This is a genomic window from Pseudoalteromonas sp. QJM3NY_12, assembly GCF_056173165.1.
On the sequence record NZ_CM149661.1, the window covers coordinates 3,011,231 to 3,037,566 of the forward strand.

The 26,336-nt window shown below is 39.1% G+C and carries 30 protein-coding genes and 1 tRNA gene; 18 read left to right on the top strand and 13 right to left on the bottom strand.

Translation table 11 applies throughout. The features are described from left to right. Nucleotides 1-25: 25 nt before the first annotated feature. The 3 genes from AC0VZ5_RS14045 to AC0VZ5_RS14055 form a co-directional block, all read right to left on the bottom strand. Nucleotides 26-400, bottom strand: a complete 375-nt coding sequence (locus AC0VZ5_RS14045; protein WP_138606609.1) for a hypothetical protein — start codon at nucleotides 398-400, stop codon at nucleotides 26-28. Between the two features lie 63 nt (nucleotides 401-463). Continuing rightward, the gene (locus AC0VZ5_RS14050) at nucleotides 464-1,072 is read right to left on the bottom strand and encodes a paraquat-inducible protein A (RefSeq protein ID WP_475473345.1); all 609 of its coding nucleotides are present in this window, start codon (nucleotides 1,070-1,072) and stop codon (nucleotides 464-466) included. A 53-nt stretch (nucleotides 1,073-1,125) separates the two neighbouring features. After that, entirely contained in the window at nucleotides 1,126-2,400 is a 1,275-nt protein-coding gene (locus AC0VZ5_RS14055; protein ID WP_109874049.1) for an EAL and HDOD domain-containing protein, read from the bottom strand. 265 nt (nucleotides 2,401-2,665) lie between these two features. On the opposite strand from AC0VZ5_RS14055, the gene AC0VZ5_RS14060 reads away from it, so the two are divergent. Together AC0VZ5_RS14060 and AC0VZ5_RS14065 are read left to right on the top strand one after the other, a co-directional pair. Next, nucleotides 2,666-3,232 (top strand): PhnA domain-containing protein, encoded by a 567-nt coding sequence (locus tag AC0VZ5_RS14060; RefSeq protein ID WP_076921864.1) that lies wholly within the window; start codon nucleotides 2,666-2,668, stop codon nucleotides 3,230-3,232. A 126-nt stretch (nucleotides 3,233-3,358) separates the two neighbouring features. Next, on the top strand, nucleotides 3,359-4,165 hold the full coding sequence (locus AC0VZ5_RS14065; RefSeq protein ID WP_138606613.1) for an META domain-containing protein: 807 nt from the start codon (nucleotides 3,359-3,361) through the stop codon (nucleotides 4,163-4,165). 333 nt (nucleotides 4,166-4,498) lie between these two features. Here the strand turns inward: AC0VZ5_RS14065 and AC0VZ5_RS14070 are convergent, their stop codons facing one another. Continuing rightward, nucleotides 4,499-5,338 (bottom strand): 23S rRNA (adenine(2030)-N(6))-methyltransferase RlmJ, encoded by an 840-nt coding sequence (locus tag AC0VZ5_RS14070; protein WP_475473348.1) that lies wholly within the window; start codon nucleotides 5,336-5,338, stop codon nucleotides 4,499-4,501. A 238-nt stretch (nucleotides 5,339-5,576) separates the two neighbouring features. On the opposite strand from AC0VZ5_RS14070, the gene AC0VZ5_RS14075 reads away from it, so the two are divergent. The 10 genes from AC0VZ5_RS14075 to AC0VZ5_RS14120 all read left to right on the top strand — a co-directional run bounded on the left by AC0VZ5_RS14075 (nucleotide 5,577) and on the right by AC0VZ5_RS14120 (nucleotide 13,478). Then, entirely contained in the window at nucleotides 5,577-5,807 is a 231-nt protein-coding gene (locus AC0VZ5_RS14075) for a hypothetical protein (protein ID WP_008113449.1), read from the top strand. Then, nucleotides 5,807-6,112, top strand: a complete 306-nt coding sequence (locus tag AC0VZ5_RS14080; protein WP_010391716.1) for a cell division protein ZapA — start codon at nucleotides 5,807-5,809, stop codon at nucleotides 6,110-6,112. The genes AC0VZ5_RS14075 and AC0VZ5_RS14080 overlap by 1 nt, the downstream gene beginning before the upstream one ends. Nucleotides 6,113-6,167: 55 nt before the next feature. Further along, nucleotides 6,168-7,187 carry an MBL fold metallo-hydrolase gene (locus AC0VZ5_RS14085; protein ID WP_475473351.1) on the top strand — a complete coding sequence of 340 codons (1,020 nt, stop codon included), beginning with the start codon at nucleotides 6,168-6,170 and terminating at the stop codon, nucleotides 7,185-7,187. 56 nt (nucleotides 7,188-7,243) lie between these two features. Next, a complete protein-coding gene (locus AC0VZ5_RS14090; RefSeq protein ID WP_475473353.1) occupies nucleotides 7,244-8,692 on the top strand; it encodes a transglycosylase SLT domain-containing protein in 1,449 nt (482 codons plus the stop codon). Between the two features lie 66 nt (nucleotides 8,693-8,758). Next, complete coding sequence (locus tag AC0VZ5_RS14095; protein ID WP_475473355.1) at nucleotides 8,759-9,247, top strand: FKBP-type peptidyl-prolyl cis-trans isomerase; 489 nt, start codon at nucleotides 8,759-8,761, stop codon at nucleotides 9,245-9,247. 21 nt (nucleotides 9,248-9,268) lie between these two features. After that, nucleotides 9,269-9,997 carry an SDR family NAD(P)-dependent oxidoreductase gene (locus tag AC0VZ5_RS14100; RefSeq protein ID WP_475473357.1) on the top strand — a complete coding sequence of 243 codons (729 nt, stop codon included), beginning with the start codon at nucleotides 9,269-9,271 and terminating at the stop codon, nucleotides 9,995-9,997. Continuing rightward, on the top strand, nucleotides 9,994-10,833 hold the full coding sequence (locus tag AC0VZ5_RS14105; RefSeq protein WP_475473359.1) for an amidohydrolase family protein: 840 nt from the start codon (nucleotides 9,994-9,996) through the stop codon (nucleotides 10,831-10,833). The genes AC0VZ5_RS14100 and AC0VZ5_RS14105 overlap by 4 nt, the downstream gene beginning before the upstream one ends. Nucleotides 10,834-10,881: 48 nt before the next feature. Further along, a complete protein-coding gene (locus tag AC0VZ5_RS14110; protein ID WP_475473361.1) occupies nucleotides 10,882-12,444 on the top strand; it encodes a S41 family peptidase in 1,563 nt (520 codons plus the stop codon). A gap of 3 nt (nucleotides 12,445-12,447) precedes the next feature. After that, nucleotides 12,448-12,828, top strand: coding sequence for a hypothetical protein (locus AC0VZ5_RS14115; RefSeq protein WP_249363145.1), 381 nt, complete (start codon nucleotides 12,448-12,450; stop codon nucleotides 12,826-12,828). Nucleotides 12,829-12,998: 170 nt separating this feature from the next. After that, nucleotides 12,999-13,478, top strand: a complete 480-nt coding sequence (locus tag AC0VZ5_RS14120) for a hypothetical protein (RefSeq protein ID WP_138604954.1) — start codon at nucleotides 12,999-13,001, stop codon at nucleotides 13,476-13,478. 8 nt (nucleotides 13,479-13,486) lie between these two features. Here AC0VZ5_RS14120 and AC0VZ5_RS14125 read toward each other — a convergent pair whose 3' ends face one another. Further along, nucleotides 13,487-16,033, bottom strand: a complete 2,547-nt coding sequence (locus tag AC0VZ5_RS14125) for a protein kinase domain-containing protein (protein WP_475473364.1) — start codon at nucleotides 16,031-16,033, stop codon at nucleotides 13,487-13,489. Nucleotides 16,034-16,154: 121 nt separating this feature from the next. Here AC0VZ5_RS14125 and AC0VZ5_RS14130 point away from each other — a divergent pair, with 121 nt between their 5' ends. After that, nucleotides 16,155-17,117 (top strand): FHA domain-containing protein, encoded by a 963-nt coding sequence (locus AC0VZ5_RS14130; RefSeq protein ID WP_475473366.1) that lies wholly within the window; start codon nucleotides 16,155-16,157, stop codon nucleotides 17,115-17,117. Nucleotides 17,118-17,163: 46 nt separating this feature from the next. On the opposite strand, the gene AC0VZ5_RS14135 is transcribed toward AC0VZ5_RS14130, so the two are convergent. Then, entirely contained in the window at nucleotides 17,164-17,496 is a 333-nt protein-coding gene (locus tag AC0VZ5_RS14135) for a hypothetical protein (protein WP_178956673.1), read from the bottom strand. 23 nt (nucleotides 17,497-17,519) lie between these two features. Beyond that, nucleotides 17,520-17,912 (bottom strand): hypothetical protein, encoded by a 393-nt coding sequence (locus tag AC0VZ5_RS14140; RefSeq protein WP_138604958.1) that lies wholly within the window; start codon nucleotides 17,910-17,912, stop codon nucleotides 17,520-17,522. Between the two features lie 214 nt (nucleotides 17,913-18,126). On the opposite strand from AC0VZ5_RS14140, the gene AC0VZ5_RS14145 reads away from it, so the two are divergent. The 3 genes from AC0VZ5_RS14145 to AC0VZ5_RS14155 are packed head-to-tail and all read left to right on the top strand — an operon-like array spanning nucleotide 18,127 to nucleotide 20,575. Next, a complete protein-coding gene (locus AC0VZ5_RS14145; RefSeq protein WP_138604959.1) occupies nucleotides 18,127-18,762 on the top strand; it encodes a hypothetical protein in 636 nt (211 codons plus the stop codon). 55 nt (nucleotides 18,763-18,817) lie between these two features. Continuing rightward, entirely contained in the window at nucleotides 18,818-19,852 is a 1,035-nt protein-coding gene (locus AC0VZ5_RS14150; RefSeq protein ID WP_475473368.1) for a hypothetical protein, read from the top strand. A 27-nt stretch (nucleotides 19,853-19,879) separates the two neighbouring features. Further along, nucleotides 19,880-20,575, top strand: coding sequence for a hypothetical protein (locus AC0VZ5_RS14155; RefSeq protein WP_178956675.1), 696 nt, complete (start codon nucleotides 19,880-19,882; stop codon nucleotides 20,573-20,575). A gap of 33 nt (nucleotides 20,576-20,608) precedes the next feature. Here the strand turns inward: AC0VZ5_RS14155 and AC0VZ5_RS14160 are convergent, their stop codons facing one another. The 4 genes from AC0VZ5_RS14160 to AC0VZ5_RS14175 all read right to left on the bottom strand — a co-directional run bounded on the left by AC0VZ5_RS14160 (nucleotide 20,609) and on the right by AC0VZ5_RS14175 (nucleotide 23,750). Beyond that, the gene (locus AC0VZ5_RS14160; protein ID WP_054202652.1) at nucleotides 20,609-21,784 is read right to left on the bottom strand and encodes a mandelate racemase/muconate lactonizing enzyme family protein; all 1,176 of its coding nucleotides are present in this window, start codon (nucleotides 21,782-21,784) and stop codon (nucleotides 20,609-20,611) included. A 27-nt stretch (nucleotides 21,785-21,811) separates the two neighbouring features. Continuing rightward, a complete protein-coding gene (locus AC0VZ5_RS14165) occupies nucleotides 21,812-22,579 on the bottom strand; it encodes a class II aldolase/adducin family protein (protein WP_475473371.1) in 768 nt (255 codons plus the stop codon). 134 nt (nucleotides 22,580-22,713) lie between these two features. After that, nucleotides 22,714-23,037 carry a c-type cytochrome gene (locus AC0VZ5_RS14170; RefSeq protein WP_036980337.1) on the bottom strand — a complete coding sequence of 108 codons (324 nt, stop codon included), beginning with the start codon at nucleotides 23,035-23,037 and terminating at the stop codon, nucleotides 22,714-22,716. Nucleotides 23,038-23,210: 173 nt separating this feature from the next. Next, entirely contained in the window at nucleotides 23,211-23,750 is a 540-nt protein-coding gene (locus AC0VZ5_RS14175) for a DUF2058 domain-containing protein (protein ID WP_036980338.1), read from the bottom strand. 194 nt (nucleotides 23,751-23,944) lie between these two features. Between AC0VZ5_RS14175 and AC0VZ5_RS14180 the strand changes: the two genes are divergently transcribed. Beyond that, nucleotides 23,945-25,093, top strand: a complete 1,149-nt coding sequence (locus AC0VZ5_RS14180) for an MFS transporter (RefSeq protein ID WP_475473373.1) — start codon at nucleotides 23,945-23,947, stop codon at nucleotides 25,091-25,093. Here AC0VZ5_RS14180 and AC0VZ5_RS14185 read toward each other — a convergent pair. Beyond that, nucleotides 25,060-25,560: a prolyl-tRNA synthetase associated domain-containing protein gene (locus AC0VZ5_RS14185; protein ID WP_055012388.1), complete on the bottom strand. Its 501-nt coding sequence runs from the start codon at nucleotides 25,558-25,560 to the stop codon at nucleotides 25,060-25,062. The two genes, AC0VZ5_RS14180 and AC0VZ5_RS14185, sit on opposite strands and share 34 nt — an antisense overlap. Before the next feature lies 1 nt (nucleotide 25,561). Continuing rightward, on the bottom strand, nucleotides 25,562-25,948 hold the full coding sequence (locus AC0VZ5_RS14190; RefSeq protein ID WP_138604963.1) for a hypothetical protein: 387 nt from the start codon (nucleotides 25,946-25,948) through the stop codon (nucleotides 25,562-25,564). 165 nt (nucleotides 25,949-26,113) lie between these two features. On the opposite strand from AC0VZ5_RS14190, the gene AC0VZ5_RS14195 reads away from it, so the two are divergent. Continuing rightward, a tRNA-Ala gene (locus AC0VZ5_RS14195) sits at nucleotides 26,114-26,189 on the top strand. Nucleotides 26,190-26,336: the final 147 nt, after the last annotated feature.

Here is a 26,336-nt window from a genome sequence, read left to right on the forward strand (position 1 = left end):
GATTTTAAATACACCTACCCTGCGATTATGCAGGCATAGGAGGACGGTAAAGAGAACGTGCAAAGTTAGCTTGATGCTGTACTACAGCATGTTGCACTTTTTCAGAGGATAATTTGGAGGCTATAAATAGTGAGTTTACATGCAAGACTGAATGCGAACTACAAGCACTCATCGGGCAACTGCAATCTTGGGTTAACGTGCTTTGCTCACTACAGCAATCCATAGACATGGTTGTTGTATCAGCGTCGTCGCTCATTGCCATCTCACTATGCTGCATCGATGCATGGGTTGCCATGTTCATATGCGGCATATCACATACCATAGATACAGACGCAACGGCTTGACCCACAAAAGTGAGTAACAAAGTTAGCGTGAGTAAAATACAGTAAATACGTTGCAATGAATTAACCTAAAAATAAATAGACGTTTAAAGTTTATGGGAACTGTGTTTAAAACTCAATAATTAACTGGTTTTTACTACTGGCTTTATGAAGCTACTGGCCGCAATGGCGAACAAGCAATAGCCGGTAAAATACCAAAAACCAGTACCAAACTCAGCATGCATATTTAGTAAATCTTCTGAGTTCGCGTTTGTATTACCAGCCATGTAAGCCACTATTAATGCAATAACAAACACATCCACCATACTCCATTTACTTAAACCGATAATCACCTTACCAAGATTGTGCTTAAACGAAGTCTCCTTCAGCACACAATACAACAATTGAAGCAGCAGCTTAATTGTTGGGATCACCATTGAAAAAAACGCCACTAGTATCGCCACTAAGTAGTTTTTGTTATCGGCCAGTTCGTTAACGGTGCCCCAAATACTGCGCGTTTTTTGATAAGCGCTGATCTCGCCTTCAAGTTTATCTAACCCCAATATACTCGAGATCATCATTAGCATATTACGGGTGTTTTGATTCCCTTCATCTGCCAACATTTCGATGCCCGCCTCAGCAAGTTTAGACTTATCAATTTTACCTTCCATACTCAGTACGGGCTGAGTCACCCCGGGAATTAATAAAGCTAAGGCAATTAAAATAGTGGTAATAGGTAAAAATAAACGCATGGTGTAATACTAAGTAAAATCAATATGTGCCAATCATACCCAAACGTTATACGTTAGTCTTGCTCAATAATAGTGGCCAATAGTTCATCCGCATACTGGCGTGCATCCAACATGGCGCTAAATACGGTCTCAATATTCGAGGCTGGGCGAATAGTTTCTAACAACTTTTTAGCCAATTGCCAATTATCTTCCTCTACCGCTTTTATTAAATGTAAAGAATTACCCATCATCCCTTCAAAACTTAATAGTGCACCAGATAACTCAGCCCCTAAACTAAACTCTTTAGCAATAGCTTCCAGTTCCATATCTAAAATAGCATCAAGCACCGACATTAAGCCGACTAAATAACCTTGTTCTGCAATGACTTTTCCGCCTGGTTCTAAAATTATTTGCATGAACTGCGCTCGACATAAGCCTAAACGAGTAAGTTCACTGGGCTTGTCTGAGCCAAGTTCGCTTAGCGCCAATACTCGTACAAACTTTCTAATAGAATCTTCCCCTAAATACACAACCGCCTGAGGAATAGACGTTATCACTAAATTTTTATTAGCAGAGCGAGCATTCACTAGTTTTAGGACGCGTGCAGTCAAACCGACATCTTTAGAAATGCGTTGATTAATTTCATTAAAGTCTAAATCTGTGCGGGATGTGCAACGCAGTAAGTCTAAAACAGCCATTTTTAGAGGTTCGATACTGTTGTAACTTAACATTTCTGGATGTGCAAAAAAGAACCCTTGAAAGTAATCGCATCCAGCTTCTTTAAGCTGCCTAAATTCATCATAGGTTTCAATTCGCTCTACCACTATTTTAATATTAGGAAAATTGCGTTTGAGCTTTTTCAGCAACATGCTGGTTTTTATTACAGGCTCTTCAACTTCAAGCTTAATATAATCAACCAAACTGAGTAATGGTTGCCATTTTTCATGTGAGTCATAATCATCTAGCGCAAATACATATCCTGCTTTTTTTAACTCTGTCACTCTCTCAACAACAAGCTCTATATTTTCAGTACGCTCAACAATTTCAATTACAGTATTCTCAGGCTGTAATAATTTAGGTAAATCCTCTAAAAGCCCCTCGCTCGATAAATTAATAAACGCAGTTTGATTGAGCGTTAGCTTTTCTATGCCAACCAGCATTAGCGCATTAAAAAAAAGTCGCCCAGTGGCTTGCCCGTCAGTTGTTCCTACAGGAAAAGCATTATTAACTGAATCGCGATAGAGCAACTCATAAGCAAAAATACTTTTATCACCGTCAAAAATTGGTTGCCTAGCAATATATTGAGTAACCAAAATAGATGAATTTTTTACCTCTAGATTATTTGGCATTAACCTTCCTACTTAACAGTGATGTCATCATTATTTTTTATTATTTAACCAGTATAGTGAAACTTTAAAGACTTGCTGCAATTTTAATTAGATTAAAAACAAACAAATAAGACTAAATCTATAACCCTAGAGCAGAGTTATTAGTATCCTCATTTTTTATAGGGTTTTTGAGTTTACAACTGCTCTAAGCATACCCAAAGGTTATGGTTATAAGGTATAATGCGATTATTAATTTTTTATAAACTCACAAAAAAGAGTCCCTTATATGAGCATTGAACAAGCCTTAATAGAACGTAGCAGTAACCAATGTGAACTCTGCGCAGCAACAGACGACCTAACTGTATACGAAGTTCCTCCTGTTACCGAAGCTCATTCAGATAAATGCATCTACACCTGTCAAACATGTAAAGATCAAATTGAAGGCAATAGCGATTTAACCCCGACCCATTGGCATTGCTTAAATGACAGTATGTGGAGTCAAACACCTGCGGTACAGGTTGTTGCTTATCGCATGCTGACTCAGTTAGCAGCTGATAACGGATGGGCACAAGACGCGCTAGATATGATTTACCTTGAAGAAGACACATTAACATGGGCGCAGCAAGCGCTTGCTGAAGATGATGATATTAAACACATTGATAGCAATGGTGTAGTACTACAAGCTGGCGACACCGTCACGTTAATAAAAGATTTAGATGTGAAAGGTAGCAGCTTAACAGCAAAGCGCGGTACAGCCGTGCGCAATATTGGCTTAACCAGCAACCCTGAACATATTGAAGGACGTGTTGATGGACAGCGTATTGTAATTTTAACTAAATACGTAAAAAAGTAAGTAATAAATCAAGGCGCCTAGCGCCTTTTTTTATATCTCGACTTTCTTTATTTGCTAGTTAAGCAATGATTAAGCAATTCAACCGTATGCTAGCGACCTTATACCATACTCCATCAAGGAACTCTTATGTTCTCATCGAAGCCAAATTCAATGTTAAAGTCGATTGCAGGCTTGTGTTTTCTAGCAAGTGGCACACTTATGCTGAGCGCATGTAACGATGACGCAGCGCAGCAAAATAGTGCTGTGGCGCAAACAATGACCACCTTACCTGTGCAAGTTAGTTACTTAGATCGCAGCCTAATTGCGCCTAATTCACAGCTAACCGTTACCTTGGTTGATGTGTCAAAAATGGATGTGGCAGCAACGGTTATCTCTGAGCAGGTAATTGATTTAGTAGGCGCACCGCCTTATAAAGTAGAGCTTGAGTATAACCTTGAAAAGATTGACCCAACTCACCGCTATAGCGTGCGTGCAACCATTAATAATCAAGGAAACTTGCTATACACCAGCACAACGAGTAACCCGCCTTTTGATAATACGGCCTCATCAGAGCCTTTAGAGATTATTGTTTCAAAAGTAGCGCCAAAGCCAGACGTTGACTTAGTAAACACCTACTTCAAAGCAGTTTCAATCGACGGCAACCCTGTTGTAGTGAATACCAAAGAGCCATTTATTCAGTTTAATAGTGATAACACTGTACACGGCTTTTTAGGATGTAATAACTTTAATGGCGGTTATGAAGTATCGAAGCAAGCAGTGACTTTTACGCAGTTAGCTATCACGCAAAAAATGTGTCATGACAATATGGAACAAGAAAGCGCGATGGCGGCTGTGCTTCAGGCAGCAACGCAATGGCAAATTAATGGTGAAAAATTAGTATTACAAAATGAGGCAGGCAACCAACTTGCTACCTTTAACGCTGTTTACTTTTGATTAAGAACGTAACAATACCCCACATCTAAGCAAATAAATAAGCCAGTTAAACTAGGGACTGTTGATCTTTCAAGGTTGAATTTGCAGCAGTCTGTTTGGTATTTAGGCAAGGCAGAGCCTATGTGGTGTGGTTATTCCCCATAAATAGGCGATAACGCAGCATCAATGCCAAACAGGCGCTGCCCGAAGGGTTCTGCCTAGGGGCGATTTACTCTTTGTTGCTCGGTTTTTACTTAGCCCACTAGGTTACAAACCTCGCGCCGCGATTAAACCGCCCCTAGTTTGAACAAATTTTAATCCGCAAAGGTCAACAGACCCTAAGCTTATTTATTTTTATTCGGCGACTAGCTGCTCGCTACGGTAAAAACCACTAGGCTTACTCAACAAGTTTACTAGTTCAGGTAACACGTCATCCATAGTTTGTTTCAGCTTCCATGGTGGATTTATCACTATCATTCCAGAGGCGGTCATACCATGTACTTCTGTATCTGCTTCGGTACCTAATTCAAATAATTGAATATTTTTAATTCCCGCGTCAATTAAACCCTGCTCCATATTATCAATACGTTCTCTGTCCACAACCGGATACCAGATCATATATGTACCCGTCGCAAAGCGTTGGTGGGCTTTGACAATGGTTTGTACTACCGTATTGTAATCGTCTTTTATTTCATAAGGTGGGTCTATTAACACACAGGCTCTGCGCGAGGCTGGCGGTAATAAACCAATTAAGCCCGCAAACCCATTTTCGCCGCGTACTCGAACAGAGCGCTTACCTTGCATGTTTTCTTCAAGTAATACCAAATCTCGCGGATGCAACTCAAAAAACCAGCCCTTATCTTGGCGGCGTAAAAAGTGTTCGGCGATTTTTGGTGAACCTGGGTAAAACGCCAGAGACGAACTTTCATTAAACGATTTTATTAACTCAATGTAGTCATTTAAGGCACCGTGCTGACTGGTATGTTGCCAAAGTTTTTCTATGCCATCTTGGTACTCTTGGGTTTTTTGCGCGTCTGGTGCTGACAGCTCAAAAAAACCAGCACCCGAATGCGTATCGATATAGTCAAGCGGCTTATCTTTTATTGTTTGATAACCCAGCACTTGCGCTAACACTAAATGTTTAAGTACATCGGCAGGGTTACCCGCATGAAAGGAGTGTCTGTAACTAAGCATTATTTATTTTCACCATACGCTGTTTAATAAAATTAGTGAACCATAAAGCACACTGCTTTGGCAATCGTCACAGCAAAAGCGGGTGTTTACGTGAACCATTTCTGAATGAAAAAGCCAATAGCATGAATTATCCCTTAACATAGAATAAAAATCACCTAAAACCAGCGTAAATGCTGGCAAATAAACACACTTTGCTTTACATTTGCATGACATTAATTACAGTTATATGAGCGCATTTATGAACAACAATACTCTTCAACAACTCGAACAACTGATCGACCAACTAATTACCCGTAATAATCAGTTGCAAACTGATATTACAGAGCTTAAAGAGCAAAACAGTAAACTGCTTGATGAAAATGAGTTATTACAGTTAGAGGCCCTTGAAAATGAAGAAAAACAAAAAGATGCAAGCACCACCTTGTCATCATTATTAGATAAATTACAAAGCGCACAACAGGCAAGCTAATGTCTGAGCTGCAAAACCAGCGAGTCACTGTTGAATTGCTTGGTAAAGAGCAGCAATTTGCTTGTCCGGCTGGGCAAGAAGAGGCACTAAAAGCGGCCGCCAAAAATCTGAATGATTTAGTTGAACAAATGAAACAACGTTCAACAGTCAGAAACGATCAAAAAGCATTACTTATGGCTGCTTTGAATTTAAGCCACGAATTGCTTGAAGCAAAAACTCAAAAATCAGTTGAGCTTGAGCATCAAGATCAATTGATTGATAAGTTGAGTCAATACTTAAGCTCAAACTCTGAACACACTAAATAAAAGCGCATTTTGCGCTTTTATTGTTTTTACCGTCAAAATATAGCTAGAGAAAAAGATGCAACCACTTTTAACTAAAGCTCAAAAAATAGGTAAGTGCTTACTGCCTTTAATCTGCCTATTTATACATGCAAAAAGCAATGCAGCAGTTGAGTGGCAATCGTTATCGGCTAATATTCAATTTATCAAGCAGCCAGATAGATTACGTTTTTACGACTCTAACCAAGTGTTAATTCAGGGCAGTGAGTGTGCCTTACTGGTAGATGCCAGTGGTAACTTTGCAGCAGTAGAACAACTGGTTACCAAACTAAAACAACAGCTAAAGACGCCTTTATGTTACTTAGTTGCCACTCATTTTCATGACGATCACTTACTGGGCATGGCGGTTATGCAGCATTACTTCCCAGACGCAAAACTGATTTCTCACCAACAAGTCGCTAACGACTTTTCGCGTTATCAGCAAGCATTAACAGATAAGCTAGAGGGGTTCGAAAAAAGCATTGAGCTGAGCTATCAGCGATTAGCCACCTTACCCGATGCTGAGCAAACTCAATGGCGAGAAAAGCTCACTCGCGCTAAAACACGCCTATTTCGCTGGCAGAATTATCAACTAACACCACCAAAAATGAGTATTAGTGAGCCTAAAACATTAGATTTAGGAAATTATGTATTAACTATCAACCCGTATCAGGCACATACTAATGGCGATTTAACATTACTTGCTGACAAGGGTAAAACCTTAATAGGTGGTGATATCATTGACTGGCTCCCCTACCCAGGGCATGGCAAGCTTAAGCAATGGCAAAGTTTATTAAAAAAATATATAAATAATAATACACTGTCACTTTTTATTCCTGGCCATGGCAATTTAGTCGATAAAGTTAAATTAAAACAGTCACTCACGTTTTTAGAAGCAATTACGGAGCAGGTTAAAAACAACCCTGAAGCCAGTATTGAGCAATTACAAAAAAACTTCCCAAGTGAAGCACTAAAACCTTACCAACAAGAACCACTTGATATAAAATCAAGTAACTTATTTTTGCAATCGGGATTACTTCGCGCTAAAAACAGTCAATAACTGAACACAATGGATTGTGTTAAAATATGGAAATATATTTTTTAAAAAGGAACAAAATGCGTCACCTGATCTTATGCTTTGCCATTATATTGCTATGTAGCTGTAAAACCACACAGCCAGAGATCATTGCGCCTGTAGTCCCTGCACCTGTAGAGCAAAAAACCGCACAATCAAACACGCCAACCTCTACAAACACCAAAAAAATAATTAATATAAAAACAATACCTAAAGCCCTAAAAGTAACTCAACCAACTGACTTATGGGCACATATTGCTGATAACTTACATTTACCGGTTGAGCAAAATCAGGCGTTAAAGAAACGCATTAACTGGTATTTAAAACAACCGAATTATTTAAATATAGTGTCTCGCCGTGCAGAGCCTTTTTTATACCATATAGTAAAAAAAGTAGAGCAAAAGCAACTCCCCATGGAACTGGCATTACTGCCATTTGTAGAAAGTGGCTTTAGACCTACCGCCCGCTCAACTGAACATGCTGTGGGTGTGTGGCAACTGGTTGCAGCAACTGCACATCATTTTGGGGTTAAATCAGATCAATGGTACGACGGACGCCAAGATGTACTGGCCTCAACCGATGCAGCACTAGATTACTTAAGCTATTTACATAAACGTTTTGATGGTAATTGGTTGCATGCACTTGCAGCCTATAACACCGGTGAAGGCCGAGTTAAACGTGCTATAAAACGCAATCAAAAGCGAGGGAAGTCAACTGACTTTTGGGCACTGACCCTACCAAAAGAAACCGCTGACTATGTACCAAAACTATTAGCATTGAGCTATTTAGTAAAACACCCTAAGGCAAAATTTAAACGGCCAAAGCTTCCTTATAAAGCACTGACCACCTCGTTAAATGTGGCAAAACAGTTCGATTTTTCAATTATGGCCAAGCTCTCTGGTATGGGTGTAAAACAGCTACATGCTCTTAATCGAGGTTATTTAAAAAACCAAAGTTCCCCCCATGGCCCGCATACTTTGTTGCTTCCTATTGAGCAACAAGCTTTACTAAAAAACCGTTTTTTTAAAGCCAATTTTGCAGGCGAATACATAGTCAAAAAAAATGACACACTATACGGTATTGCTAGGCATTTTGGCTTGCCTTTAAAGACACTAAAACAGCTCAATAATAAGCAAAATAACTTTATTGGTGTTGGCGAAAAACTTATTTTAGGAGAGCCTCAAACGTTACCTGAATCACTCACTATTAACTATAAAATAAGCCCTTACTTGGAACAAAAAGAGCCCGTCATTCCAACCATCGAGGTAGATTACCACGTTAAGCCCGGTGATAACCTGTGGAATATAAGTCAGTTGTATGGCGTTGCTCATAGCGATTTAGCACGTTGGAATAAGTTATCAGCATCTAGCGTATTAAAGCCTGGGACTCAGTTAGTTTTATTTATACCCCAAGCTGCGACACCTAAAACCACACCGGCTAAAAAAGATCTGTTACTCGACTTACAAAATACATTAAATCATCCCCGTTAAGTTTCTAAAGCGCAGTATTTCGCGTAAAATTGCTTTTTAATTTATTCAAATCTTAAAGAGACATGCATGCAAATCAGTAAAAATTCGGCCGTTGAATTTCATTACACCCTTAGCGAAGCCGGTGAACAAATAGAAAGTAGCCTTAACGACACGCCATTAAGTTACATTCACGGCAGCGAAGGCATGCTACCTGGTTTAGAAACCGCACTTGAAGGTAAAACTGCTGGTGATAAATTTAGCGTAACGTTATCTCCAAGTGAATCATACGGCGAGCGTGTTGATGATTTAATTCAGCGCATTCCGCTTAAGCATTTACAAGGCGATGTAAAAGTGTGGAAGCCAGGTATGACTGCAATGGTGCAATCAAATCAGGGTCGTCATCAAGTGACTATCGTAAAAGTAGGCCGCTTTAATGCTGATTGTGATTTAAACCACCCATTTGCTGGTAAAACACTGACCTTTGATGTTGAGATTGTATCAGTTCGTGAAGCAACAAGCGAAGAAATCTCTCATGGCCATGTTCATGCTGAAGGTGGTTGCGGCCACGCACATTAATTGCTAATTGAAGGAACAAGTATGTCAAAAGTTGCAATAGTAACCGGTGGCTCTAAAGGCATTGGCTTTGCTGTATTACAGCGATTATTAACTAACGGCTATCAGGTTCATAACTTAGATATTGAGCCCAGTGAGAGTGGTTTTTTTCATCAATGTGATGTTAGTGATGTAACCGCCGTACGCCAGTGCATACAGGCTATTATTGAAAAAACACAACGTATTGATGTACTTGTTTCAAACGCTGGTAAGCACCTAAGTGCCACAATTGAGCACACCGATGAAGCGACATTCGATGCGTTAATGGCACTTAATGTTAAAGGTGCGTACGCGGCTATACAAAGCGTATTACCAGCTATGAAAGCACAACAAGATGGCGCTATTGTGTTAATTGCCTCAGATCAGGCCATTATTGGCAAACAAAACTCATTTGCTTATAACTTAACAAAGCACGCATTGGCTTCAATGGCTAAAACCACCGCCTTGGATTACGCAAGCTTTAATATTCGCGCTAATGCAGTGTGCCCTGGCACTATAGAAACGCCGTTATTTCATAATGCAATTGATGCATATTGTAAAAGAAGTGGTGCTAACAAAGCCGATATTGTTGCAGAAGAAGCCGCATTACAACCACTCAACCGTTTAGGTCAAGCCGATGAAGTTGCTGCACTGGTAAGCTTTTTAGTAAGTGCAGATGCCAGCTTTATTACTGGTAGCTTACAACGTATTGATGGCGGCTACACAGCACAATGAGCACTAAAATTATTGACCCGCATCTGCACTTTTTTAATTTGCTGGAGGGTCAATACACTTGGCTACAAGGTGCGAACCCACCAGCTTGGTCTAACTTAGATAAAATAAAGCAGCCCATCAGCGCTGCTGAACTGATCAAAAGTACTAACTTTGAACTCGCAGGTTTAGTGCACATAGAGGCAGGCTTTGATAATAACCAGCCTGTTAAAGAATTAAACTGGTTAGCCAGACATATTAAAACTATACCTTATAAAGCAATTAGCTTTGCAACAATTAACCAGCCAAATAACGCATTTAAACTAGCACTTCAGCAGCTAGAACATCACTCTCTTGTAGGCATTAGAGATATCACTGAAGGTCATGATGCCGAGCGCTTATTGAGCCCTCATTGTCTCGATAACCTGCGGCACTTGAGCCATTTAAAGCTGCATTTTGAAGCCCAATTTGAAGTAGAAAACCTCAACATCACCGAGCGACTCATTTCTTATGCCAACCAAGTTAGTGACTTACAAATAATCATTAATCACGCAGGGCTTGCACACAACCTTGCTAACTGGGCAACTGCAATTGAACTACTTGCAAAACAGCCTAATGTTGCGATTAAGTTTTCAGGTTTTGAATTACTAATGCTTAATAGCGAGCAGCAAAACCAATGTTTTAAACATATTTTAAAGCATTTTGGTATGCAAAGAGTGATGTTTGCTAGCAACTTCCCCGTGTGCCAAATTAATATTAACTACAACGAGTTATGGCAACATTATCGCAGCCTGTGTAGCGACAATCTTACATGGCAATATTTGAGTTACAAAAATGCTGCAAGCCTCTATCAACTCTAAATGAAAACCGCTATATTTAGCTCAACAGTTTAAAAAACGAGCATGCGTATGGCCATTTTTAATCCATCTTCTCTTAAATACACATTACTCTCTTGCTCGCTAGCCGCTGTATTAACAGGTTGTGGCGGTGGAGGTAGCGACAATGCGACCAACCCAACAACTAATAATAGCGGCTGGACTCCAGGTGTATTTGCCAGTTCAGGGCAATTTAAAGGTCAATGCCAAGCAATTAGTGAAAAAAACTGGCTACGCTCTTGGAGTAACGAAACCTACCTATGGTATGACGAAATTATTGATACCAACCCCGCATTAACATCAGGCGTTATTGATTACTTTAATACTTTAAAAACGGAACAACTGACTGATTCAGGTGCGAAAAAAGATAATTTTCACTTTAGTTTACCGACCGATGAGTGGCAAAGACAAAATCAATCCGGTCTAAGCTTTGGTTATGGCTTTAATGTAAAAATAATTGCCGGTAGCGCGCCACGCCAAGCAGTTGTTAGCTACACCGAACCAAATACCCCAGCTAGTAATCAAAATATTATTCGTGGTTTTGAGCTTTTAGAAGTTGATGGCGTTGATTTTATTAACACCATCTCATCGAGTGAGGTAGATATTATTAATGCAGGTTTATTCCCCGAGCAAACGGGTAAAGTTACCGAGTTTGTATTTAGGGATATCAGTACTAATGAAAATCGCACAGTGACACTCACGTCTCAAAACATCGAATCGCAACCAGTAATGAATGTGCGTACCGATTTAGCCGCTGGTGATGTTGGTTATTTTCAATTTAATAGCCACAACGCCATAGCCGAAACCCAGCTTTACAACGCCTTTAACCAACTCGCTGCCAGTAGCATTAAAGATTTAGTCATTGACGTGCGCTATAACGGGGGGGGGTTATTACAAATGGCTAGCCAAGTAGGCTACATGGTGGGGGGCAGTAACACGCAAGGTAAAATATTTGAACGGACCATATTTAATGATAAATACCCCAATACCAACCCCGTCACAGGCCAAGCACTGACGCCGATGCCTTTTACAAATCGTTTTGTCGGCTTTGAAAATAATCCTGCAATTGTAGCGGGCACGCCGTTACCCACCTTAAACTTAGAACGGGTATTTGTACTTACCACCAGCAGTACTTGCTCGGCTAGTGAGGCTATAATTAATGGGCTGCGCGGAGCAGATGTTGAAATTATTCAGATAGGCGCAGGCACCTGCGGTAAACCGTATGGTTTTTACCCTACCGACAACTGCGACACCACTTATTTTACTATTCAATTTACTGGCGAAAATAACAAAGGTTTTGGTGAATATTCAGATGGCTTCGCACCGCAAAATACCATTGATGACGCACGCCAACCGGTTCGTATTGCTGGTTGTGCTGTTGCCGATGACTTTACTAAGCGCTTAGGTGATGCTAGTGAAGACTTATTAAGTACAGCGCTGAGCTATAGAGAAAGCGGCAGTTGCCCTGCCCCAAGCTCAACAAATAGTGCTCTTGGTTTTGCGCCCACAATCGCCACCGATATGCCAGAAGTAGAAGATATGCGAATTCAAACCATGCTAAAACAAAATATTATTCTTAGTGATAACATGAGATAAGCAATGAACAAATTACTAGTAATAAGCATGACTGCAGCGACATTAGGGTTAACGGGGTGCTTAGCACAAAGCTCAGAGCCCACACCTAAGTTGCAACATGCGTTACTAATTGAGCCCAATAGCGCTAAAGTAGCCGACGCAATTGCGCAACTGCTGCATAGCTCGCAGGTTCAATTAGCCGACGATGTTTTTGTCACCTCAAGCACAGTTACGCTTGAGCGACTTAATCATAAAGATCCTCAGGGAAATCCGATTATGGGCAAGCAGCTCAATATGCCGGATCAGTTTGAACTAATGATTAAAGGTAAGCAATGTTTTATCCGACATTTAGATAGTAAAGCTACCGAGCCACTACCTGGTGTTAGTTGCAAGGCGATATACTAATATATTATAGAGCGCTGGCCGAACGTGGTTTCTCAAGCCTGTTAAGCTTTTTTACTTTTTCTGAACAAAAATAATTATTGTTATTTTTTGGTGGAATACTTAATTACATCTATAGTTAAAATGCTCATGGAGTAAATAAGAAATTTTAAATTTAAAACAGGACTTTTATCATGAACGATCTTAGCTTTCGCGTTATCCCAAACGAAAATGACTCTTGGGAGTTTATTTCTAAATCAGGCTCTAGCGCTGAAGATATTAAAATCAACTATAAAGAACTCACTACAGGTGGAAGCCTGAACTTATATTATGAGTTAGCAAACGAATCGGAGTGGACTTTTTCTGAAAATGGCAGCTATTTTTCAGATGCTAAAGATAACTTTAGTTACCAACTAAATAGCCTTGTTGCCAATGAAGGGAAGTCATTAATTATTACAATTTCTAGTATTTTACCGCATCAAGCCTTATCTCAGGAGTTGAACAAACTATTGGCTGAGAATCCAAAAAAAGTAGTATCAGGGCAGTTGGATCAACGTACAAATTATGAAATTAATTTTCGATTAATTGCAAAAAAGAGCACTGACGTTAACTCTCTTATGCGTTATTTTTCGCAAGACCCACGTGTTATAATTGAAGATATGGAGCCACACTAGTACAGAGCTTACTCTGCGCTATTTTTTACTGGACATAAAAAGTTATAATGCTCTTTACCTATTAAGCTCATCAGCTTATTTTCAGAGCATAACCCCTTAAACCATTGTAAACGGTAAAAAACTGGGCTCCACCCCAAATTTATACTTTGCTCTATTGATGCTAACGCCGAGTATTTTTCATTCAACAAGCTTTGTAGCATTGCTTTAATAAAGTATGCCTCTGCCAAATTAGAATTAGTAGCTAACAGCTGTTCAATCTGGTTCATTGCTTGTTGATTTCTATCTAAATGAATCAACACTTGTGCTTTTTCAAGTTGTTCTGCAACGTTCTGCGACGAAGAATCAAGCTGCTTATTGACTTCTAAATATAAGCTTTCGGCCTCTGTAAAGCGGCCCTTAAAATGAAGTAAATCGGCATAGTTAAGTTGTAAGGTAGTTGTTTTGGCATCTAACATCATCGCTTTTTGAGCAAAATTTAATGCATCGACAAACTCACCTTGTAGAGAAAGAGTAATTGAATAATTACTATAAATAGAAGCGCTTTGCCGCCCCGAATCTATCAGTTTTTGGTAGTTATTCTCTGCAGCCTTCAAGTCACCCGATAACAAATATACATCAGCGACTGTTTTTAGCGTTACAATATCGTTAGGGTTATAACTTAATACCTCCTTTAAATATTTTAATGCGTTAGCACGTTTCCCCAATGTGAGATACGCTATTGCAAGGTTTCTTGTCGCTAATAAAGTTGGCCTTATTTTATATGCCATTTTCGCATGCTTTAAAGATTCTTCAAGGCGACCTATACGCTTAAAATAAATAGCCAAAATAGTTTCTCTTTGGTATTCCTCTAATGATGAGTTTTGAATTCTGCTAATAATTTTTTCGGCTTTAATGTGCTCCCCCGTTTGTTGATATATTTCAAGTAGGTCAATTAAATAAGCAGGACTGTCACTGTATGAAGTTGGCGCTCGTTCAAGTTGAAATTGTAACTTTGTTATGAGCGCTACATTTTTGGAAGACTTATAAAGTCGTAAAATTATTTTTCGGTATAAAGGATATAAAGGCTTAAAATCTGGCTGTTGCGATAACAAGGCTTCAGCCATGGCACGTTGCTTTTGAGTACTACCTAAATCATTCGCAGTTAGGGTAACTAAAGATACATATTGCCTGATAAACTCATCTGACAATAACAGTTCCCTATTTGACAGGATGCTTGGGCTAAGCAAGTTTTTTATTGAAGATAGTGTTGAGTTATAAATATTTAGATAGCTTTCTTTATTTGTTGCACTTCGGGTTGTGCCTACCATTGTGGCGTTTTTATCTAATTCGTTTAGTGTAAAGTCACAAGATAAAAGACTACAATCTAATACAGGAATCAGTAGCTTAGTAGCTCTTAGCGCAGCAGCTAAATTATTTAGGCCTGCATCATTACCAAGTATTAATTGTGTTTGTGTAACTTCCTTGCTCGAAATTAAAGCAAACTTGCGATCCGCAAGTACATATTCGGTTATTGCATCTTTGACGCCAAGACTAAGTAAGCGCTTTTGTGTATCCGTAACTTGGCTACTCACTGTAAATTCTACTGGCATCAAAGCTATCCTCTCTATCGCTTTCGATGAATACCAAAGCCAGCTCCCCGCACTCAATAACAGACAAAGAACCACAGTAAGAAATAATCTTCTATTGAAAAAACGTTTACTTACGTTGTTATTATTTTGATAGCTTTTAACATCTACAGTCAGGCTTTCAAAACTAAGTGAGTCTAAAATCCGCCTAAACTGAGATGCTACGGCACGAGTGCTTTCAGGTCGTTTATCAACTTTGAATGCTAATAATTGTTTAAGTAAAGGCACTAAATCGGCAGATAACTCTTTGATCGATTCATAACTTGCGCTACAAGGAAATGACATTATTTGTTTTGCTAAATCTTGCCCTATATTACTCGATGCTTGTTTTGAATAGGCATGGTAGCCTGTTAATAATTGATAAGCTATTAGCCCTAGTGAAAACAAATCACTACGAAAATCCATAGTTTGATTATTCAATTGTTCAGGCGACATTGCCTTTAAACTGCCATAATCAGTGCCTATATTTGTCGCTTCAGCTCCTTTAATTTTTGAGATACCAAAATCTGTTATTTTAACTGTGTCTTCATCACTAACTAATACATTGGCAGGTTTCAAATCGAGATGTAGTATGCCTTTATCATGAATTGCAGCTAGGCCATCGCTGATATGAATAAGTATTTCTAATTTTTTAGTAAGAGTGAGACTCTGTTCTTTCATTAAATGGGCTAAGGTCGTTCCTTTAACATACTCCATTTCTAATAAAATTTGTTCATCCCGATGAATTATCTTATAAAGCTGCACTATATTTGGGTGATTTAAGCTTGCAATTAACTTTGCTTCGCTGATGGCTCGCTCAGTATTATTTCCAGCTAATTTCATAACTTTGAGGGCTACTTGTCTATTCAACTCTAGATCTGTTGCAAGGTATATCGTACTCATTCCTCCTTGCGCCAAAACTTGTATTTGTTTGTAATAATCCTCTAACACAAACTGTTCGATCCATCATATGTAAATAATTAGTCTAGTATTTAATGTTAATTAAATGCAAAGTCAATATATACAATATGATAGTGTAATATTATTTACTAAAAGACCAAAAGAGAGCTGTATGGCTATACTGACTAAGTTAAACTCAAATATGAGCTTTTATCTGCGCGACTTTCATCGTTTTGGTCGGCTAGCCCACTCTGTTGACACCTTATTAAACTACCCAGAAGTGACACGTATTCATGCTGTAATAGAGTGGGTTAAACCACACTGGTACATTCGTGACTTAAGCAAAAATGGTATTTGGCTAAACGGTAAACGACTTGATAAGCAAACCAATTCCGTATTAGCCCTAAATGATCGCATCAGCTTTTCAGAAATAAATAACTTAGATTACCAGTTAACTTCTATCGATCCACCAAGAGACCTTTTACTTCCGGTCAATGGAACAAATACACATTGTATGTTGCTCGAACCTTATCATTTTTTACCCGATAGCCAACACCCCAAAGCTGTTATTTATTACGACCCTGAGAGACTCTCTTGGTGTTATGAAAATACAGAAACTCACCAATTAACACTCTTAAAAGATGGCCAAATAATAATAATCGCAGAACAGCAGTGGCAGTTTTTTCAAGCAGAAATGGCATCACAAGAAAACACGCTGAATTTAAGTCCTACGTCTATTAATAACCTTAAATTTATGTTCAATTTAAGCTTAGATGAAGAGCAAACCGAATTAAAAATAAGGCAACATAATAAATTAGTTGACCTAGATGTTCGCTCTCACCACTATCTTACTTTATTGCTGGCTCGTAATAAATTGACTGATATCAAAAATAAATTTGAGCCTGATGTACAGGGCTGGGTACAAATTAAGAAATTAGCACGCGATCTCGGTATTAATGAGAGCCATGTCAATATTCAGATCCACCGTGCGCGAAAACAGTTTATGGACTCTTTCAATAATATATTATCTGCTGATATTTTGATTGAACGTAAACGAGGTAAAGTTCGTTTTGCAGGGACGTGCTTTACAATTGTAAAGGGGGCGAATTGTGAATCAACAGAGCCTAAAAATTAAGAAATGGCTGTGGCAACGAGTTGAGCTACAGCCATTCACTGGTCGATTACTGAGCTATTATTTGTAGCGAACAATTGTAGCGAACAGCCTTATTTATCAATGATTTAAATTCAAGGCTAAATGCCACAAGCGACTCTTCCATAGGGTAACAAGCAATACACTTGTCAAGCTCTTCAGTAAGCTGATTAAGCATACTAACTGATATTGGATTTTCAGCCTCTACGCCATATTGATGCTTCCAAAACCGCTGTAGTATAGGAGCATCATTTAACATAGTTATATACTCATAACCATCATGCCAAAGCTCATCTGTCAAAGAGCATTGAAATTCAGGCTCATCGAGATGAAATGTTGTAGATGATAGAACGACCTTTCTCATAATTATCTATTCCAAAATTGACATTAAAAACAGTTTCCCGGTGCACCATTTAGTTCAGGGAACTGAGTAACAACCTCTCCATTTGGCTTAATTATCAAGCGGGCGCACTTCTCTTGCTGAGTACCAACTACCATCCCTAGGTTAGCATCATACCTAATACGAGAATCAGGCTGTACTGTTCGTGATTTATTAGTTGCATTTTGTACTTGTTCGCAAAATTGTTGTGCATCTTGAATTGTTGCACAATACTGAGGCAAAAATTGACTGGCTTGTACACCTGCAGTGCAATGCCTTTGCTGAATATGAGCAAAAGATTGTGCTGTTACATCACATATTGGGTCTGCAGCCGCCTGAGTTGCAGAAATAAATAGGTAACTGATAAAGCTGCTATAGATAACCGAATTAATTAATTTCATTACTGTCTCCTTTGCAATCTAAATTGATAGGAAGTCACTCTTCCTTTCTCAATCTAGATACTAGGGAGAAATATTCCATAACAAAGTATTACACAGTGCAGGTAATACTTCGTAATAACAATCTCTAATTAGAAGACCTATCTTTTGGTGACTTGGTTGACATACCAAGTACACACTTACTTACACGATGTAACACAACTAAAAGGAAACGAGGATGTCTATTTATAAATTATTAGTTAAAAACGACTCAACTAACCCAACACGATTTGCAATTTTCCAAGAAAAGCCATCATTAGATGTTGGCGGTAATGTATTCACATTAGCTTGGTTTAGCAAGTATGCATATCAAGGAACAACTGCCGAATTTGCTTGGGAAATTGACTACAGTGCAATTTGGTCAAGACCAGGTCAAGAGCTTCGCCCTGGCGTTATCTGTAAAACATCACAGTCAAAACGAGTTGATTTAGATGGTGCGAATACAGTCACTTTAGGCTACGACAATGTTAATGATGCCTTTAACATGAGCTCTCCTGTAAAAGGTAATAGTGGCAGTATTTTTACAAATTGTGACGAGACAGTACCTAATTCAAACACCACTCCATCAGCTGCTGCGGGTATTGGTATTGCTATGAGTGGTGCGGGGACTTTTTTAGTCAGTACGCAACCGAATATGAATTTAACATGGACACCCAAGCCTAAATATTACCTTGTTGCTGGTAACTTCAAAACTGGCGAAATTTTAGATACGCAAACAATCATGAACAGTGGCAGAGCTCTCGAAATTCCATATCAAGGAATTTTAACGCAGAGCGCAACCTTAAATAGCCAAAATGTTTTAGTACTAAATTAATGCTAATTTGTGTGCGCTAATTAATGGCGCACACATTAATTGGAGGGAATCAGATATGGCTTCTCTAGATAATCAACATACTTATGATATAGATAGTTTATTATTTGCAATGCAACAAAAAAACTTAGTGTATAACTACGACTTTCGTTATTTTAGTAATCAAACGAATACACAACCTATTAAGTATAACCACCCCGATGGCTGGATATACAGTGATCCAGGTAATGGTTCACAAATTAGTTCAGAAAATAACGGCTGTCGAATCGTTACCAGTACAGAAGAAAACGCCACAATGAGCTTTCGACAAAATATTCACGAGTTTCCAAGATGGAAAGAAACTCTATGTTCTGAACACATTAGCTGTGTGGCACAGTTAAATGTTAAAGGAACAGGCGAGCTACACTTTTGCTTGTCAGACGGTATTACATATGTCCAAAGAACATACACAATCCAAAACAGCCAAGAACTCAATATATCTACCGAATTAGAAATTGCAATGGATGCAAAAACTGTTTTTGTTGAACTTTCGTGCTCTTCCCCGTCTGTCGTTATTTCTGTAAAAAAAATATTCGCAAACAAGGGCTATATAGCTTTAGCTAGTCTGCCTTGTATTGTTGCAGGTGTCATTGGTGAGCGAAAGCAGTACGTAGCAACAGAACAAGCACCAGCAGAAGAACTACCTCTATGTACTATACCAATTGCATTGAACAGTGATCAAACACGGCTAAACTCGGTTATTAACTATCGCTTCGGCAAGCAAGGTGAATTTTCTTTATTACCTGATTTTAGAGGATATTTCAGCCGTGCTTGGGATAACTCAGCCGGTAGAGATAAAAATGCCAAACAACGTAAAATGTCAGGTGATTCGAATAATATTGGTGACCTAGTGGGCACAACAGAGCCCGATATATTTAAAGAGCATCAACATACCATTACTTTTAAGCCTGTGAATATGCTTAATCCTGAAAAAGGAAGTCCAGCCTATGGTGTTAATCTTGCAGCGAGTACTCAAACTCAGATCACGACAGAGGGTGACCTTGAAACACGTCCAATCAATATTGCAGAATTATTTACAATTAAGTGGGCTTGATATCTTTTAGGAAGGTGTGCCAGAGCAATGACTAACTATACTTTAAAAGTTAAAAATAACTCCAGCAATGCAACTAGTTTTTGTGTATTTATGGCCTTACCTGAAGAGCAAGCCCAAAATAGTTCATTCTATACACTTGCATGGATGGTCAAATATGCTGAACCAAATACGATGATAAGATTTTCATGGAGCGATATCTTCAATGTTATTTGGTCACAACCTGGAAGACATTTACAATCTGGCGTTATTTGCGATGTTAGGGAACCTAATTTTTTATCATTAAGTCGAAGCATTAAAATAAACGCCGCTGCATCTCAATGTCTTGACATTAACCCGCCTGAAAAAGGATGTACGACATTACAATATAATAAAAAGCAGCTAACTTACTGTTTTAGCAAACTTGAAAAAAGCAATAATGATCAAATAACGATCAACTGTGATTCTGAAGTACCTAACTCAAAAACTACATCCCCTCACATTGCTGCAGGTATTGGAATAGGGCTTTCGGGTTCAGGGTTATTCTTAGTTAATACCCAACCTAATTTGGCATTTATGTGGCCTGTACCACCTTTTAAGTTTTATTTATCTTTTGGTTCCGTTAAATGGGGAGAAATAATTGACCGCGAATCATGGCTAGAGAGAGCTGTACTCGTTTCATTTAATGATACTACCGAATGTGAAGCCATCTTAAACATTAACAATCGCCTCAAAGTAATCAGGTAATACCCCGATTAACGGGGCATTACACAAACGCTTTTACTTTATCTCAACACGTTGTGAGCGCATTACAATTTCATCATTAAGCTCAATCCCAAGACCTGGTTCTTCTGATACTTCAAAAAAGCCATTTTTAGGTTGTGGATCTTGTAAGCACAGCTCTCTGTTCCACTTTTTAATCGCATAAGTATGATGTTCATGAATTAAAAAGTTAGGGATTGCTGTTTCTAAATGTAATGCTGCCGCGGTTGCAACCGGCCCACCACACACGTGTGCCTGAATACGCACGTCAAAAATATCTGCGTAATCACATACTTTTTTAGTTTCAGTAAAGCCACCACATAAACCAATATCTGGCTGTAGTACATCAATGCTTTGATCTTCTAAATATGGACGCACGCCCCAACGATTATATAAGCGCTCGCCGCCTGCAATAGGCACAGCCACTTTATCAGCCACTTTGGCATGTAATGAGTGGTTTAAATAATTCACAGGCTCTTCAAAATACATACAATCAAATTCTTCTGCAATCTCACCAATTTGAATTGCTGATGTCGCACCAGGTAAACTGTGGCATTCAAAAATAATATCAACTTCGTCACCCACAGCTTCACGAATAGCCTGCATACGAGCGCGGTATAGTTTCATTTCTGGGCGAGAAATAATATTTGTGCGGTCGTAATAGGTGTTGCCGTCTTTATCGTATTGAATTGGGTCAACCTTTACCGCATCGTAACCTTCCGCTACTGCTTTTAGTGCCGCTTCGGCATATTCTTGTGGCTGTACCAGCGCTTTAAACTCACTGTCCCAGTCAAACTGTAACTGCGATGCATAAGTACGTAGTTTGTCGTTAACTTTACCACCAAGCAACTGATACACAGGTAAACCCAATGCTTTACCCTTTATATCCCAAAGCGCAGTATCAATCGCACTCATTGCAGCATAAACTACCGGCCCACCACCTAAACCCCAAAAGCTTTCACGCAACATACGTGACCATAGTTTTTCAGTTTGAAACGGGTCATGGCCAATTAAAAAGGCATCGGCCATTTCTTTGATCATCGCAGCGGCAGCGCTGTGACCTAAGTCATACGCAAGACCGGCTTCACCTACACCGCTAATCCCTTCATCGGTATGAATGCGAACAAATACCGGCGTCCATGCAGGACGTTCAGGACAATGAATATCAAAGACTTCAACGCGATTTACTTTCATAAAAAATTCCTTATTAACCTTTATCGGTTATTTTGCAAAACTTGGGTCAAGACGATACGCTTTTCGTAACATGGCAGGCCATGCTAGCTGCCCCCCAGTACTGCCGCTGTGAACAACGTTCGCTTGATTATAAATGTTATCAATAATAGCTTGTGGTACTGCAATCGCTTCTTGTGCACTTGATTGAATAGCTAACTGTATTTCACAGGCACGTTGAAGGTCATAAAAGCGCATAAACGCATCACCTACTGTTGGCCCTACCGTTAAGCCGCCATGATTCACCAATAGCATATGGTTGGTGCTACCTAAATCTGTTTGCAGGCGTTTACGCTCATCATCATTCACCGCTAGGCCTTCATAACCATGGTATGACAGAGAGGGTAATGAAAACATCGAATACTGACTTAACGGTAACAGCCCTTCTTTTTGTGTTGCAACTGCAATGGTTTCTTTAGTGTGTAGGTGTATTACGCAATGGGCATCCTCGCGTACTTCATGAATGGCACTGTGAATGGTGAACCCCGCAGGGTTAATATCAAATGGAGTATCGTCAATAATGCGGCCATTTAAATCAACTTTAACTAAGTTAGATGCAGTGATCTCATCAAACGTTAAACCGAACGCGTTTACTAAATAATGATCCGTACCTGGTAGGCGAGCAGAAAGGTGCGTATAGATTAAATCCCCCCAACGAAAATGGTCAACTAATCGATAACATGCGGCTAAATCAACACGTAGTTGCCACTCTTGTTCTGATACTTTATTTTTTATATCGAGCTGGGGTAAATCAAACATAACAAGCCTTTTTAAACACAGCATAGCGCTAGTGATTGTAGATGTTTAGAAGTCTAAATGAGTATTCGCATGATGGCAATCACCAAATAAAAAAGCCACACAAAGGTGTGGCTCTTTTAAGGTCTCGTTAGCGATTATTGTACTTTTGATAGGTAATCGGCAATCGCTTCAAACTCTTCATCAGTCACAGTCGCAACCATTGCTTTCATTGCCATAGACATACCGTTGTTACGAGCGCCTGACTTAATGTCTTTCATTTGCGCTACTAAATACTCTTTGTTTTGACCATTTAGCTTAGGGTACATCGCCATGATAGGTGCTTTACCATCTGCACCATGACATGTTTGACAGTTTTTAGCGGTGTAAAGTGCAGCGCCATCAGCAGCGGCGGCTGAAAACGAAAAACTTGCGGCTAAACCAATACCCGCGCCTAATAAAAGTGTTTTTATCTTGCTCATTGTATTTACTCTTCTTTTTTACGGTTAAAAAAACGGTTGTGATAATTGTAGTCAATAAATCTTTAAAAAGCATACGTCCTTGATAAGGTTTGACGATCAATCAGAACAAATACGTGTATCCCTCATAAAACAAATATTAGCTTGCCTTAGCTGAGCAGATACTTAATAACACCTTACCAAATAAGATCGTCTGGCACTTCAAAATCAGCGTACGGATCGTCTTCGTCCTTGGCTTTGTTCTCAGGTTCAACATGAAACACAATATACTTTTCATCAACCTCAGCCACTTTGCGTGCAGGCTCGTCTTCTAATACGTAAAACTGGCCTTCTAATACACAAATTGCTAAACGTCCGCCCGAGAGCGCCTTTTGCGTTTGCTCATTCACATCAAGGCCCTTTACTTTATTTTCATAAGTAAAGTTAAAGGTACGCTCACCACGAATTGACTCTTGATTGTGATGCTCTAAAATTTGCTTAACACGGGCTACCTGCTCACGTTGCTTTAATTCTTCTTGGCGCGTTTTGTTAAGCTCTTCGGCTTTTTGCTGCTGCTCAAGCTTGGTTTGCTGAATATGCTTTTGCAAATCATTTGGGTTGCTTGTCGCTCCCTTCTTTTGCTTTTTCTGTTGCTTGCGCTTTTCTGATTTAGCAACTTTGGCTTTATGTGATGTTGTTAAACCAGCTTGGAGCAATTGCTCTTGTAGTGACCCCATGGCGTGTTCCCACTAAAAACGAATATTAATGCTATTTTAATCACCAACGAGCGTAAATAACAGCGCTATTGGTATTAATCTAACAAACTAGTGAAAACAAAGCATGATTTAGCGCAATAAAGGTTAATTTATGAAAACCCTAGCAGTTTTGTATATAATGCGACTCAACTAATAAGCAATGTTAACGGCAGTCAATGCGCTTATCTCACTTACTCCTTTGTTCTGTTTTTATTTTTTTTGTCTTATACGCACCACAGCCATTATTAAGTTTATTTGCCACCGAATTTAATGTAGCGCCTGCCATTGCAGGCAGCTTAATGACTGCCACTATGCTGCCTTTAGCCATTGCCCCTTTGGTGTATGGGTTGTTTCTAGCCAAGCGAAACCCATTATTAATTTTACGCATCGCAATGTTATTACTCGGTGTCGGCTGTTTATTATTTATTTATGCCCCTAGTTTTGAGCTACTGTTACTTGTTCGGTTTTTACAAGGGCTGACTTTACCTGCCGCTTTAACCGCAATGACCAGTTATATTGGTATGAGCTATCAAGCCGATACATTACAAAAAAATATGACTCTTTATATTGGTAGTACTATTGTCGGTGGTTATTTTGGCCGAGTATTGGCTGCGCTCTTTAGCGACTTGTGGTCATGGCAAAGTTTTTATTACTTAATTGCTGCCATGTTGATAATACTCTCGCTTAGCATCCCCCATAAACGCTTTGTCCTGAGTAGCTCTAGTGAGGTGTTATCACCTTTAGATTATATGAAACAACTTAAAGAAGGCTCGGTACTTAAACTTTATGGTGCCATATTTTGTATGTTTTTTTGCTTTGCCGCATTATTAAACTACTTGCCTTTTATTTTAAAAAATACCTTTTTAATTAATAACACCCGCGACATTGGCTTAGTTTATAGTGGTTATTTAATTGGCGCGTTAGCCTCTATTTTTACCCCGTGGTTATTAAAAAAAATGACCTCAGCTCGGCGCTTATTGGCATTGGTATTCCTGTTTTATAACCTCAGTATTGTGTTATTAATGAGTCATTCACTGATGTTGTTTTTAATTGCATTCACACTCTTTTGTGGCGCTATGTTTGTAATTCATTCAACAGCGGCACCATTGGTTAATAAAATTAGTCACGCTCCACCAAGTGTTACTAATGGTTGTTACGTGTCATTTTATTATAGCGGTGGCGCACTAGGATCGTTATTACCTGGGGTGGTTTATCAAGCACACGGGCAAACCGCATTTATGGCAACACTTCTTGCGGTTTGCTTATGTGGGCTGGGTCTTATTTTGTGGGCTCAGCGCGAGGGTAAAAACATCACCCGCGGCTGATGTTCAGTAAAATCAAAAAAACGCAGTAAATCAGGCTTAGTTAATAACCACGTTTGGGTGTTTTCAAATGGATGGCAATGAAATAAATCGCCAAACCAAATATCCTGATCAAGCCAAAGCGTTACATCTCGTTGCTTATCGTTCATTAAGCTGAGCATTGACACACAACCTGGTGCAACTTTTAAGTACTTAGCCAAGCGCTCATTAGAGGCAAACCCTAAACGCGATAGCCCTTGCTGTTTAGACAACGATTTTAAATCGAGTTGTTTATCATGCGCGGTGATCACTAAAAAATGGCGCTTACCTTCGTTATCTCGCAAAAATAGATTTTTTAAACGTGTTCCTGGGCGATTCACCATAAGCTCGTCAGCATCTAAGCTACCATGCAACGCTGGATGCTCAATCACGTCATAGTTAATATCAAGTTGGGCTAACACCGCCGCTAATTTTTGTTTATCCGCTAACATACTACAAACAACGCCCTCTTAATTGCACACTTAAATCTCGCCATAGCACTTCGTTTATTTCATGCTTATCTGCACAATAGTTACGTTGTGCAAGCTCTTTATTAAGAAACTCTACCGCTTGATCTTCTAATTGTAACTTAAGCACGCTCGACTCTTCAAAGTGCTCTTGTTCGGCAAAACGCTTTACATCGCTTCGGGTTAGCTTTTTATTAATATTAATTTGCTCACGGCTCTTAGCCTTTACAGAGACCACATAGGCAAAAAGCTTGTTACCTTGATCATCAACAGTGTCATAAAATTGTTTATTATTAATTTCGAATGGAGGCTCACCTACCGAGCTGGCACAGCCAAAAAGAAAAGTCATGAAAACTAAAGCGTATTTTTTCATCATGTATTATCGTTTTAGTAAATATTGAGGCCGAGTTTAACAAAAATTAGTTAAAACGGAAAAATTTGTGAAAAAATACTTGACCAAAAACGTAAAAATATTTAAAGTTCACCCCGCTTAAGACTCAGCACTTAAGCATTTACAGTATATGTAAATTAGGAATGTGGGGCTATAGCTCAGCTGGGAGAGCGCCTGCCTTGCACGCAGGAGGTCAGCAGTTCGATCCTGCTTAGCTCCACCACTTTCCTACTCTCTCCTTTAAGTAATATCCTTATTTTTATATTCTAAATAAACTTCTCTGTTAATAATGCTTTGTATTTTTTAATCTCTTTGTTTGCTTAAGTGTTTAATTTTGCTAAATCGAGATCAAAAATGCCGAGCAAAGCCC